The organism is Citrobacter sp. RHB21-C05 (genome assembly GCF_013889015.1).
Lineage (GTDB): Bacteria > Pseudomonadota > Gammaproteobacteria > Enterobacterales > Enterobacteriaceae > Citrobacter_A > Citrobacter_A sedlakii.
The window spans coordinates 737312-750110 of sequence record NZ_CP057611.1 but is presented as its reverse complement, the minus strand read 5'-3'; the positions used below and the strand labels follow the sequence as shown (position 1 = coordinate 750110).

At 54.2% G+C, this 12799-nt stretch carries 12 protein-coding genes and 1 other RNA gene; 4 read left to right on the top strand and 9 right to left on the bottom strand.

Annotated features, from left to right (window positions below; translation table 11 throughout):
• Positions 1–46: 46 nt before the first annotated feature.
• The 7 genes from gcvP to ygfB form a co-directional block, all read right to left on the bottom strand.
• Complete coding sequence (gene gcvP, locus HVX72_RS03575; protein ID WP_181822560.1) at positions 47–2920, bottom strand: aminomethyl-transferring glycine dehydrogenase; 2874 nt, start codon at positions 2918–2920, stop codon at positions 47–49.
• A 208-nt stretch (positions 2921–3128) separates the two neighbouring features.
• The gene (gene gcvH / locus HVX72_RS03570; protein WP_042292161.1) at positions 3129–3518 is read right to left on the bottom strand and encodes a glycine cleavage system protein GcvH; all 390 of its coding nucleotides are present in this window, start codon (positions 3516–3518) and stop codon (positions 3129–3131) included.
• Between the two features lie 25 nt (positions 3519–3543).
• On the bottom strand, positions 3544–4638 hold the full coding sequence (gene gcvT / locus HVX72_RS03565) for a glycine cleavage system aminomethyltransferase GcvT (RefSeq protein WP_042292164.1): 1095 nt from the start codon (positions 4636–4638) through the stop codon (positions 3544–3546).
• A 450-nt stretch (positions 4639–5088) separates the two neighbouring features.
• On the bottom strand, positions 5089–6291 hold the full coding sequence (gene ubiI / locus HVX72_RS03560; protein WP_181822559.1) for an FAD-dependent 2-octaprenylphenol hydroxylase: 1203 nt from the start codon (positions 6289–6291) through the stop codon (positions 5089–5091).
• 99 nt (positions 6292–6390) lie between these two features.
• Positions 6391–7569, bottom strand: coding sequence for a 2-octaprenyl-6-methoxyphenyl hydroxylase (gene ubiH / locus HVX72_RS03555; protein WP_181822558.1), 1179 nt, complete (start codon positions 7567–7569; stop codon positions 6391–6393).
• Positions 7566–8882, bottom strand: coding sequence for a Xaa-Pro aminopeptidase (gene pepP, locus HVX72_RS03550; RefSeq protein WP_181822557.1), 1317 nt, complete (start codon positions 8880–8882; stop codon positions 7566–7568). The genes ubiH and pepP overlap by 4 nt, the downstream gene beginning before the upstream one ends.
• Positions 8883–8909: 27 nt before the next feature.
• Positions 8910–9488 carry a UPF0149 family protein YgfB gene (gene ygfB / locus HVX72_RS03545; protein WP_131729030.1) on the bottom strand — a complete coding sequence of 193 codons (579 nt, stop codon included), beginning with the start codon at positions 9486–9488 and terminating at the stop codon, positions 8910–8912.
• Positions 9489–9655: 167 nt separating this feature from the next.
• Here ygfB and zapA point away from each other — a divergent pair, with 167 nt between their 5' ends.
• From zapA to HVX72_RS03530, 3 genes are all read left to right on the top strand, one after another.
• Positions 9656–9985 (top strand): cell division protein ZapA, encoded by a 330-nt coding sequence (gene zapA / locus HVX72_RS03540; RefSeq protein ID WP_006686880.1) that lies wholly within the window; start codon positions 9656–9658, stop codon positions 9983–9985.
• Between the two features lie 41 nt (positions 9986–10026).
• Positions 10027–10210: non-coding RNA, 6S RNA (gene ssrS, locus HVX72_RS03535), on the top strand.
• A gap of 23 nt (positions 10211–10233) precedes the next feature.
• The gene (locus HVX72_RS03530; RefSeq protein WP_181822556.1) at positions 10234–10830 is read left to right on the top strand and encodes a 5-formyltetrahydrofolate cyclo-ligase; all 597 of its coding nucleotides are present in this window, start codon (positions 10234–10236) and stop codon (positions 10828–10830) included.
• A gap of 66 nt (positions 10831–10896) precedes the next feature.
• Here HVX72_RS03530 and tssD read toward each other — a convergent pair whose 3' ends face one another.
• A complete protein-coding gene (gene tssD, locus HVX72_RS03525) occupies positions 10897–11376 on the bottom strand; it encodes a type VI secretion system tube protein TssD (protein ID WP_181822555.1) in 480 nt (159 codons plus the stop codon).
• A 216-nt stretch (positions 11377–11592) separates the two neighbouring features.
• Positions 11593–12309 carry a hypothetical protein gene (locus HVX72_RS03520; protein ID WP_181822554.1) on the bottom strand — a complete coding sequence of 239 codons (717 nt, stop codon included), beginning with the start codon at positions 12307–12309 and terminating at the stop codon, positions 11593–11595.
• A gap of 196 nt (positions 12310–12505) precedes the next feature.
• Here HVX72_RS03520 and HVX72_RS03515 point away from each other — a divergent pair, with 196 nt between their 5' ends.
• Positions 12506–12733: a hypothetical protein gene (locus HVX72_RS03515; RefSeq protein WP_181822553.1), complete on the top strand. Its 228-nt coding sequence runs from the start codon at positions 12506–12508 to the stop codon at positions 12731–12733.
• Positions 12734–12799: the final 66 nt, after the last annotated feature.

Genomic DNA, 12799 nt, shown 5'->3' with positions numbered 1-12799 from the left:
CAGTGACGCTCACCCGGCCTACAATGTCACTGACACAGCGGAATGATTACTGGTATTCGCTCATCGGTACGCAGGAGCAGAACAGGTTACGGTCGCCGTAAACATCATCAAGACGCTTCACGGTCGGCCAATACTTATTCGCCACCCCCGCCGGGAACACCGCGACTTCGCGGCTGTAGCTGTGATGCCATTCTGCCACCAGCTCGTTCTGGGTATGCGGCGCGTTCACCAGCGGGTTATCGTCCAGCGACCACTCACCCGCTTTCACGCGATCGATCTCCGCACGAATCGCCAGCATCGCATTGATAAAGCGATCCAGCTCGACCTTGCTTTCAGATTCCGTTGGTTCCACCATCAACGTGCCCGCTACCGGGAACGACATGGTCGGCGCATGGAAGCCGTAGTCGATCAGGCGCTTGGCAATATCCAGTTCGCTGATGCCTGTCTCTTCTTTCAGTGGACGAATGTCGAGAATACATTCGTGCGCCACGCGACCGTCGCGGCCGGTATACAGCACCGGGAACGCGTCTTTCAGACGGCTGGCGATATAGTTGGCATTGAGAATCGCCACCTGGCTTGCCTGCTTTAAGCCCTCCGCGCCCATCATCCGGATGTACATCCAGCTGATCGGCAGAATAGACGCACTGCCAAACGGTGCGGCGGAAACCGCGCCCTGACGAGTCAGCATTCCTTCAATCTGTACCACGCTGTGGCCCGGCACAAACGGCGCCAGGTGCGCTTTCACGCCAATCGGCCCCATGCCCGGGCCGCCGCCGCCGTGCGGAATACAGAAGGTTTTATGCAGGTTAAGGTGCGAAACATCCGCGCCGATAAAGCCTGGCGAGGTAATGCCAACCTGAGCGTTCATATTCGCCCCGTCAAGGTATACCTGACCGCCATACTGATGGACGATCTCGCACACTTCACGGATCGTCTCTTCATACACGCCGTGGGTGGAGGGGTAGGTCACCATGATGCAGGAGAGATTTTCGCCCGCCTGCTCTGCCTTCGCGCGGAGATCGGCAAGATCGATGTTACCGTTCTTGTCGCAAGCGACAACCACAACCTGCATCCCTGCCATTTGTGCAGAGGCCGGGTTAGTACCGTGGGCGGAGGCCGGGATCAGGCAAATATCACGATGCCCTTCGTTACGGCTTTCATGGTAATGACGAATCGCCAGCAGACCAGCATATTCCCCCTGCGCGCCGGAGTTTGGTTGCATGCAAACGGCGTCGTAGCCGGTCAGTTTCACCAGCCAGTCGGCAAGCTGGCCGATCATCTGCTGGTAACCTTCCGCCTGCTCCGGTGGACAGAACGGATGCAGTTCAGCGAATTCCGGCCAGGTGATTGGGATCATCTCTGCCGCCGCGTTCAGCTTCATCGTGCAGGAGCCCAGCGGGATCATCGCCTGATTCAGCGCCAGATCTTTGCGCTCCAGCGAATGCATATAGCGCATCATTTCGGTTTCGCTGTGATAGCGGTTAAATACCGGATGACTCAGGATCGCGTCGTCACGCAGCATACTTTGCTGAACAGAGCGGCTGTCATGGGCGACGTCTTTGTCCAGTGCGTCTACGTTCAGACCGTGATCGTCGCCGAGCAGGACGGTAAAAAGTTGCTCTACGTGTTCACGGGTTGTGGTTTCATCCAGAGTAATGCCCACTGCGCTGATGATATCGCTGCGCAGATTAAATTCTGCGGCTTCCGCACGCGCCAGCACCGCGGCTTTATCTGCCACTTCCACACACAGGGTATCGAAGTAGTGCGTATGACGCAGTTTCAGCCCTTTTTGCTGCAAACCTGCCGCCAGAATATCCGTCAGGCGGTGAATACGATTTGCGATACGTTTCAGGCCAACCGGACCGTGATATACCGCATACAGGCTGGCAATATTCGCCAGCAGCACCTGTGAGGTACAGATGTTGGAGTTGGCTTTTTCACGACGGATGTGCTGTTCGCGCGTCTGCATCGCCATGCGCAGCGCGGTGTTACCCGCAGCATCTTTCGATACGCCAATGATTCGGCCCGGCATGGAGCGTTTAAATTCATCTTTTGCCGCAAAGAAGGCCGCGTGTGGACCGCCGTAGCCCATCGGCACGCCAAAGCGCTGGGCGGAGCCGAACACAATGTCCGCGCCCTGTTTGCCCGGCGCCGTCAACAGCACCAGCGCCATAAAATCGGCCGCGACGCTGACAATCACCTTCCGCCCCTTCAGTTCGCTAATCAGCGCGCGGTAATCGTGCACTTCGCCGGTGGTGCCGACCTGCTGCAACAGCACGCCAAAGACGTCCTGATGATCCAGCACTTTTTCGGCGTCATCGACAATCACGTCAAAACCGAAGGTTTCCGCACGCGTCCGCACGACATCCAGCGTTTGCGGATGGACGTCAGCGGCGACGAAGAAACGGTTGGCGTTCTTCAGTTTGCTCACCCGCTTCGCCATTGCCATGGCTTCTGCTGCGGCAGTCGCTTCATCGAGCAGCGAGGCAGACGCCATATCCAGACCGGTCAAATCCAGCGTTACCTGCTGGAAGTTGAGCAGCGCTTCCAGACGGCCCTGAGACACTTCCGGCTGGTATGGCGTGTAAGCGGTGTACCAGCCCGGGTTTTCCAGCATATTGCGCAGGATCACCGGCGGTAACTGTACGGCGGTGTAACCCATACCAATGAAGGAGGTGAAGCGCTTGTTACGTCCGGCGATGGCTTTTAATTCAGCCAGCGCTGCATATTCTGTCGCCGCCTCGCCCACCTGCGGCGGTGTGGCAAGCTGAATATCTTTCGGCACAATCTGGCCGATCAGCGCATTTAACGACTCGGCGCCAACCGTATTCAGCATTTCTTGCTGCTGCGCGGCGTCCGGTCCGATATGGCGTTCAATGAAAGCGCCGCTGTTTTCAAGCTGGCTTAACGTCTGTGTCATGGGCGATGGTTCCTGAAACGTGCAGTGAATCGTGATTGTCTTTAACTCAATTGCCCGGTGGCGATACGCTTACCGGGCCTGGGCGTATAAAACGAATATGCAGAATCATTCGCGTTGCAGGAGGGCGGCGACGCAGAGGATCCCCAGGCGCTTAGGTGAGTCAATGACCGGGGTAAGCCACGCCTGCAGCGTGAAGGATGCAGCGTTTTTACTCGTCTTCTAACAATGCTTCGTACGCCGTGGCGTCCAGCAGCGAATCCAGTTCGCTCTCATCGCTGGCTTTGATCTTAAAGATCCAGCCCGCGGCATACGGCTCGCTGTTGACCAGCTCCGGAGAGTCGCTCAGCGCGTCGTTGACGGCCACAATCTCGCCGCTCACTGGCGCGTAGATGTCAGACGCCGCTTTCACGGACTCGGCCACCGCGCAGTCGTCGCCTGCGCTGACCGTCGCGCCCACTTCCGGCAGGTCAACAAACACCATATCGCCCAGCAACTCCTGAGCGTGTTCAGTGATGCCAACGGTGTAGGAGCCATCTGCTTCTTTACGCAGCCATTCGTGTTCTTTGCTGTATTTCAGTTCTGCGGGTACGTTGCTCATCAATCAATCTCCAGAAAAGGATGAATCACGCGACGGCTTTGCCGTTGCGCACAAAGACAGGTTTAGTCACTTTTACCGGCATTTCACGGTTACGGATCTGCACAATCGCCGTCTCGCCAATGCCTTCCGGCACACGCGCCAGCGCAATGCTGTAGCCCAGCGTCGGAGAGAACGTACCGCTGGTGATGATGCCTTCTTGTTGATTACCCTGGGCATCGGTAAAGCGGACCGGCAGCGCAGTGCGCAGCACGCCTTTTTCCGTCATTACCAGACCGACCAGTTGTTCGGCGCCTTTTTCACGCTGCATCTCCAGCGCTTCACGACCGATAAAGTCGCGCTCAGCCGGTTCCCAGGCGATCGTCCAGCCCATATTAGCCGCCAGCGGGGAGATCCCTTCGTCCATCTCCTGACCGTACAGGTTCATGCCCGCTTCCAGGCGCAACGTGTCGCGCGCGCCGAGGCCGCACGGTTTAACGCCAGCATCGACCAGCGCCCGCCAGAAATCGGCGGCCTTTTCATTCGGCATCGCAATTTCATAGCCCGCTTCGCCGGTGTAGCCGGTGGTTGCGATAAACAGATCGCCCGTCTGGACGCCGAAAAACGGTTTCATGCCTTCTACTGCCTGACGCTGTTCGTCGGTGAACAACGTGGCGGCTTTCGCCTGCGCGTTCGGCCCCTGAACGGCAATCAGCGACAGGTCATCACGAACGGTGATCTCAATGGCGTAAGGTTCAGCGTGTTGGGAGATCCAGGAGAGGTCTTTTTCGCGGGTGGCGGAGTTGACAACGAGGCGGAAGAAATCTTCGGTAAAGTAATACACAATCAGGTCATCGATGACGCCGCCCGACGCGTTAAGCATACCGGAATACAAGGCTTTCCCGGTTTTGGTGAGCTTTGCCACATCGTTCGCCAACAGATAGCGCAAAAACTCCCGGGTGCGGCTGCCGTGCAAATCGACGATGGTCATGTGCGACACATCGAACATGCCGGCATCGGTGCGGACCGCATGGTGCTCATCAAGCTGAGAACCATAATGCAGCGGCATCATCCAGCCATGAAAATCGACCATGCGCGCGCCACATAGCGTGTGTTGTTCGTACAAAGGAGTCTGTTGAGCCATCTTGTCCTCATTGAATAAGCGGGGCTGACAACCATTTCGCCGTGACAATATTCACCACGAAACCTGGCGCCGGAGCCCTGTCCCGACCCCGACGCAAACGTTCTCTTTGACTCTGAACTTACCACCGAAACTGACGCTTAACCATAAGGCAAAATTAATCATCACATTAGCTTATGACCAAAAATCGCCAGCAGCACAGAAAAATAAAATACTGCTTAAATGCCCTTCTGTCTGTGTTTTATTTTTAAAATTGCGCACCCTCTCCGCAGAATGAAACATTAAATGCGGAAAAATTGTCAAAAATCGCGCAGCACAAAAACACTTTCATTAGAAAAATTAATGCGAAAACGTGGGTGAAATTAGTTTATTTCAAATGAGCGAAGGTCCCCGGCGAAGACGCCGGGAGAGAGAAGTGTGACGGGTCTCAAACTCTGTGAATCGGGACGATTCTCAGCGTAGCCATTCGGGAAGATCGTTCAGGCCCATCGCCTGACGAATCAACTGCGGTTTTACGCCAGGAAGGGTATCGGCTAGCTTCAGACCGATATCCCGCAGCAGTTTCTTCGCCGGGTTCTCACCGGCAAACAGTTCGCGGAAACCCTGCATACCCGCCAGCATCAGCGCGGCGCTGTGCTTGCGGCTGCGCTCGTAGCGACGCAGATACAGATATTGACCGATATCTTTGCCCTGACGATGCAGGCGCTTGAGCTCCTCAATCAGTTCTGCGGCATCCATAAAGCCAAGATTCACGCCCTGACCGGCCAGCGGGTGGATGGTATGGGCGGCATCGCCGACCAGCGCCAGCCGGTGCGCAGCAAACTGTCGCGCATAGCGCCCGGTCAGCGGAAACGCCTGACGCTCGCTTTCCACACGGCACAGGCCGAGGCAGTTATCAAACGCGATGGTCAGTGCCTGGTTAAACGCGGCCTCATCAGCCTGCTGCATCCGTTCCGCCTCTTCAGGCGAAAGCGACCAGACGATAGAACACAGGTGCGGATCGCTAAGCGGCAGGAACGCGAGAATCCCGTCGCTGTGAAACACCTGACGGGCCACTGCGCCGTGCGCTTCTTCAGTACGAATGGTGGCGACCAGCGCATGGTGACGATAGTCCCAGAAGGTTAGCGGAATGTCCGCTTTATTACGCAACCACGAATGCGCCCCGTCAGCGCCAATGACCAGACGCGCGGTGAGCATCGTTCCGTCCTTCAGGGTCAGGAAGGCTTCGTTTTCACCCCACGCCACCTGTTGTAACTCCGCTGGCGCCAGCAGCGTGATATCGGAAGACTGTCGGGCCTTTTGCCACAGCGCGTCGTGAATGACAGCATTCTCGACGATATGACCGAGATGGCTGTACCCCATACTTTTGTCATCGAACGTGATACGGCCAAAGCTGTCTTTATCCCAGACTTCCATTCCGTGATAACAGCTCACACGGTGGGAAACGATCTCTGACCATACGCCGAGACGGCTCAGAAGTTTTTCACTGGCGGCGTTGATGGCCGACACGCGAAGCGCTGGCGCCGCATCCGCTGCCAGAGGCTGCGGTTCACGCTGCTCAAGAACCGCGACGCGCAGTCCGCTGCCCTGTAAACCACAGGCGACAGCCAGGCCAACCATGCCTCCACCAACAATTGCTACATCAACACTTTGCACTGTTTACTCCTGGTCAAAAAAACGTCTTTCGTCTGTTGCAGACCTGATAAAGCCCTCATTCAGGCATTTTAACGCGCATCGTGCCGGATGGCGGTTCACTTATCGCGCAACCCAGCCAAGCGTGCGCTTCACCAGAGCGTCACGGGCGGGTGGAAAAAGCTCCATAGCCATTAACCCGACGTTGCGCCCAACCACCAGCGGTATCCAGCGATTGGCAAACAGATGCACCATGCCGTCGGTCACGCCGACCGTGGCGTTCCGGTCTTGCTGGCGGCGCTGCTGATAGGCGGAAAGCACATTGTAATCGCCGATATCCTGCCCCACAGACTGCGCCTGCGTCAGGGTTTCAGCAAGACTCATCACATCGCGCAGCCCGAGGTTAAACCCTTGTCCGGCGATTGGATGTAGCGTCTGCGCCGCATTGCCCACCAGTACGGTGCGATGGGTAAACGCTTTCGCCGCCGTAGTCAACGCAAGCGGATAAGCATTACGTTTGCCCGCCAGCGTGATCCGGCCAAGCCGCCAGCCGAATGCTGTCTGCAGTTCGCGGCAAAAACGTTCGTCTGACCAAGCCAGAATCTCGTCGCGCTTTTCCAGCGGGTGACACCACACCAGCGAACAGCGGCCTTCAGACATGGGCAGCATCGCCAGCGGACCATGCGCGGTAAAGCGTTCAAAGGCGCGGCCGTCATGCGCAAGAGACGTGGCGACGTTCGCTATCACCGCCAGTTGCTCATACGGTTCCTGCTGCCAGTCAACGCCACACGCGCTTGCCAGCGCTGAACGCGTGCCGTCGGCGGCAACCAGCAGGCTACCGGTAACCGTCTGACCGTTTTCCAGCGTCACGCTCACCTGCTTCGCCGTACGCGATACGCTGGCGACCCGATCCGGGCAGTGCAGCGTAACGCCAGACGCTTTGCGCAGCAGGGCAAAAAGCCGCAGCCCTACGTCGTGCAGTTCAACCACCTGCCCCAGCGCCGGGAGACGATAGTCCTGAGCATGAAGGGTAACAAATCCGGCATGACCGCGATCGCTGACGTGAACGCTTGTGATAGCGGTCGCGCTGTCGGCAATGGCCTGCCACACGCCTATTCGCGCCAGTTGCTGGCAGGTACCTGCTGCCAGCGCAATCGCCCGGGCGTCGAATCCGGGGTGGCCATCGGCCTCCGGCGCCGTCGCTTCAATCAGATGTACCGGCAGCGTCCCATGACTGAGTTGCGAAATAGCCAGCGCCAGCGTCGCGCCGACCATGCCGCCGCCGACGATAATCACGCTCATTGCTGACGCGCCGCCGCCATCAGCGCTTCAATCTCGTCCGCTTTTTTCACGACGCTGGCGGTGAGATTCTCGTTGCCGTTTTCGGTGATCAGGATGTCATCTTCAATACGAATGCCAATGCCACGGTATGCGTCAGGCACATCGGCATCCGGAGCGATATACAAACCCGGTTCAACGGTGATGACCATCCCCGGTTCCAGAATCCGCGAGCGATCCTGACCGTATTCGCCAACATCGTGCACATCCAGACCCAGCCAGTGGCTCAGGCCATGCATGAAGAACGGGCGATGAGCGTTGTCGGCAATCAATTGCTCCACCTCGCCATGCAGGATGCCAAGCTTCACCAGTCCGGTGATCATAATGCGCACCACCTCGCCGGTGACCGCCTGTATGGACGTTCCCGGACGGAACAGGCGCAGGCTGGTTTCCAGCGACTCGAGCACGATGTCATAAATTTCACGCTGGGCCGGGGTGAATTTGCCATTCACCGGGAAAGTACGTGTGATGTCCCCCGCGTAACCTTTGTATTCACATCCCGCATCGATCAGCACCAGATCGCCGTCGCGCATTTCGCTTTCGTTTTCGGTGTAATGCAAAATACAGCCGTTTTCACCGCTGCCAACAATGGTGTTGTAAGAAGGATAACGTGCGCCGTGGCGGTTAAATTCGTGATGGATTTCACCTTCAAGCTGGTATTCGAACATACCGGGACGGCACTTTTCCATCGCCCGGGTATGCGCCAGCGCGGTGATTTCGCCCGCGCGACGCATGACGGCGATCTCTTCTTCTGATTTAAACAGGCGCATTTCATGCACCATTGGACGCCAGTCGGTCAGGGTTGCCGGTGCTTTCAGATTCTGCCGCGACCCTTTGCGCAGTTTTTCCAGCGCAGAGAAGACGATCTCATCGGCATAAGCGTACGCGCCCTGCGCGTGATAAACCACGTCCAGCCCGTTAAGTAACTGGTACAGTTGCTGATTAATTTCGCTGAAGGCCAGCGCGCGATCGACACCCAGTATTTCCGGTGCGGCATCCTGCCCCAGACGACGACCAAACCAGATTTCTGCGGTCAGATCGCGCACGCGATTGAACAGTACGCTGTGGTTATGGGTTTCGTCGCTTTTGATCAGCACCAGCACAGCTTCCGGCTCGTTAAAACCGGTGAAATACCAGAAATCGCTGCTCTGGCGATACGGGTACTCGCTGTCTGCGCTGCGGGTGACTTCGGGTGCGGCAAAAATCAGCGCGGCGCTGCCTGGCTGCATCTGCGCCAGCAGTGCCTGGCGACGACGTTGGTATTCCTGCGGTGTCATGACGTGGCCTCCGTTTTCGTTATCTTTTTAGTGTAGCGTCGGTTTTCGCACTTCCGGTGCGGTCGGCTGCTGTCGGGTAAAAGTGTCGTGACACAGCAGCGCGGCAACGCGCACGTACTCGATGATCTCCTCGAGGGACATTTCCAGTTCCTCCTGGTCTTCATCTTCGTCGTAGCCAAGTTGCGCGATATTACGCAAGTCGTCGATGGCTTCACCCGTTTCGCCGGTGACCTTATCCAGTTTAGGCTGCGTCACGCCCAGACCGAGCAGGAAATGGTTGACCCATCCCGCCAGCGCATCGGCGCGATCGAAGACGCTCACGTCATCGCCTTCAGGCAGATAAAGCTGAAAAAGGAAGCCGTCATCTTCCAGCGCGTCGCTGGTGGCCGCGTGCATTTTGCGCAACGCCTGAGCCAGTTCATGACCGAAGGCCAGCCCCTCGTTCGTCAGGTCGTGAAGCAGCGGCTGCCATGAGCTGTCGTTGTTGCCGCCGCAAATCATCCCGCTGATTAAACCGTGCATTTCGGCTGGTGTCAGGCCAGCCCCTTGTTGGTTCAAATACTGGTTCATTTCGTTGTAACCAGGCATTTCGTTCTGTATAGACATACGCATTCGTCATCAAAGGGAGGATATTCATGATATGCTACCACTTTGGACCCTGGTGATACCAGAAAAGGGCTTGTATCTTCACACCAGGGTAGCTATAGTGTCGCCCCTTCGCGGACCCCGGGTCTGGAGACGAAGGCAGCGCAGTCAATCAGCAGGAAGGTGGCATGTCTGCACAACCCGTCGATATCCAAATTTTTGGCCGTTCACTGCGAGTGAATTGCCCGCCTGAACAAAGGGATGCGTTGAATCAGGCTGCGGACGATCTGAATCAGCGGTTGCAAGATCTAAAAGTTCGCACTAGAGTCACAAATACTGAGCAGCTGGTTTTCATTGCCGCACTGAACATCAGCTACGAATTAACTCAGGAAAAAGCGAAGACCCGCGACTACGCGGCGAGCATGGAGCAGCGTATTCGGATGCTACAACAGACCATCGAACAGGCACTGCTTGATCAGGGTCGCATAACCGAAAAAACGGGCCAAAATTTTGAATAACACTTCCCGGTTGACTATGGTACAGTGACCGTGAAGAAAAAATTTCTCTGAGATGTTTGCAAGCGGGCCAGTCCCCTGAGCCGATATTTCATACCACAAGAATGTGGCGCTCCGCGGTTGGTGAGCATGCTCGGTTCGTCCGAGAAGCCTTAAAACTGTGACGACACATTCACCTTGAACCAAGGGTTCAAGGGTTACAGCCTGCGGCGGCATCTCGGAGATTCCCCTTCTTAAATCTGGCGACAGCCATGACGCTACATTCTGAACTTTCCTTATCCAGACAAGACATTCGCCGTATGATTCGGCTACGCCGCCGCGCCCTGACGCCATCATATCAACGTGAATCTGGTCAGCGCGCCGCTACCCGTATGCTTGCTTATCCTCCGGTGGTGATGGCGCATACGGTCGCCGTGTTTTTATCCTTTGATGGCGAACTCGACACACAGCCGCTGATCGAGCAACTCTGGCGCGCGGGCAAGCGCGTTTATCTGCCGGTTCTTCATCCTTTCAGCCCCGGCAATCTCCTGTTTTTACACTATCACCCGCAAAGCGAACTGGTGACAAACCGTCTGAAAATTCAGGAACCTAAGCTCGACGTACGCGACGTACTGCCGCTTGCGGATCTGGACGTGCTGGTGACCCCGCTGGTGGCGTTTGACAAACAGGGTCAGCGATTAGGCATGGGCGGCGGTTTTTACGATCGCACGTTGCAAAACTGGCAGCAGCATGGTTTTACGCCAGTGGGGTATGCGCACGATTGCCAGGTTGTAGAAGCCCTGCCCGTTGAGAAGTGGGATGTTCCGCTACCTGCGGTGGTGACGCCGTCGAAAGTGTGGGAGTGGTGAAAAAACCGGGTGGCGGCTGCGCCTTACCCGGCATGAAGATAGTATTGTTCATATTTCATACTTTTTTCACGCTACTATGCGATCGTTCCAGCAGTCTTTATACATAATGTTTCCGTCCGTATGCTTCCATGTAATTGTTTCATAACGGAGATTTATTTCTTCGAGATGCATATTAGTCATACCACTGGGATGCAAATTAGGCGTTATTGCAGTAATTTTCACATTCTCTAAGAGCATATTGAAATACTCAACTTCGATACCTGCATCATTAATCTTGTACATTTTTATCGTGGCTGATTTGAGCGTTCTTCCTTCACAAAGCGCCCGAAATAACAGTGGCGTTGTTTTATCAAATTCTTTCTGGAACAGAACAGGCGCATGGAGTCTGGTATCTGTCAGTCTTCCTGTATGCTGATCTGTAGGTAACCAGACATGATGGCTCACTGATCGTAATTCTATAGAACCGAGTCGGGTTGGCATCAAACAAGAACCCGTGACCGGGGAACCATTTTCATCTGTTAACCATAAATATGCAGGATTTGACATAGTATAAAACCCTCAATTAATTATTTCCATTTAAACCAAAGAAAGATATGTATACCGATGATCAGTAGAATATAAAAGCCCATCAGTGTAATTGCGAAATCAGGAAAAAATGACACTGCTACCATGCTCAAAACAACAATCGACAGCAACCATCCCGCAGACCAGAAAAAAAGGAAAAGCTCTTCCTTCAACCATTTTATAAAGTAACCCATATAATCACTTCACTAACCTGATGATCAAATCAACTAACGCATCATCTGTAATAAAAGCCGGGTTTAAATATGGGTTCTTCGTAATGACAGGCTCTATGAATAAATACATCATTTCCAGATGATACTCATATAAAGCCTGATAATAGTAAACATTAAACCTCTTCAAATTACTCGCACTTATTGATGCCTGTTGAACTAACCCATAAATGTTCAGTGCCATTGCCGTTGTTGTTATACTGCCTTTTAGCATAAGCGAGCGTAACTTCGATATACGACTGTACACCAGGGCATTAAAAGTAAAACTTTGACAGATTGCGACCGCCACGGAGGAGATCAATAATCTATTGGTTAAACCTGTTGTTGAAATATGAACCCCTGCATCTACAAGTTTTCGTACTATATTTTGCACCTGCCCTTCTTTTTTATTCTTGAAATGAATCTCTATATAGATCCGCATCATTAGAAAAATAATATTGCGTTCCTTTACGAGTTGAATAAGACCAGAAATAAACCTTACATCTTCATGTTTGAGTCGAGTGCAAACGTCCTGATAGTTTTCCATAAAACAAGAAGAATAATATGTAGCACGAGTAAAACCATCACCCATTTGTTTCAATGTATCGATAACATTTTTTTTCACTCCAGTCAGTGCACTTTCGAGCTTCAAAGCGAGAATTTTTTCAGCTTCTATTGATGTAATGATTGAGTCACTATAATACATAACCATCCTTCAATAATATTCATTAAATAGCAGCATGAATTGATACAGTCATAGGCTTTCAACACGCTGTCTGTATTTAACATCAGGTTATACTAAAAAAGGGTTATTCACGCTTATGTCATCTTTTTTCAGAATAAGGCCCGAAAAGGGCAAAAATAGCTGCGCTTGCTGAAGACAGGAAAGGGGACTTGTCAAAATGCCGGATGGCGGCGATGCCTCACCCGGCCTGGAGTTCATGATTCGTGGTTTGCGGCTTGCGGTTATTCCAGGCCCGGTAAACGTAGCGCCTCCGGGAAGAATCATCAGCTATATCAATAGGTTAATTTTGCGAGTCGCCTTCCAGAATACCCTCTTGTCAGCGTCATGGTTAAGCGGTATCTTCTTGCCGCACCTGCAAAATCAGGTGCCGGAATTAGCCTTCTGAAAATCATACTGGCGATATATACTTCTATGTCGTGCGACTGGTCTCGCCTCAATGGTGGGCCGGTCG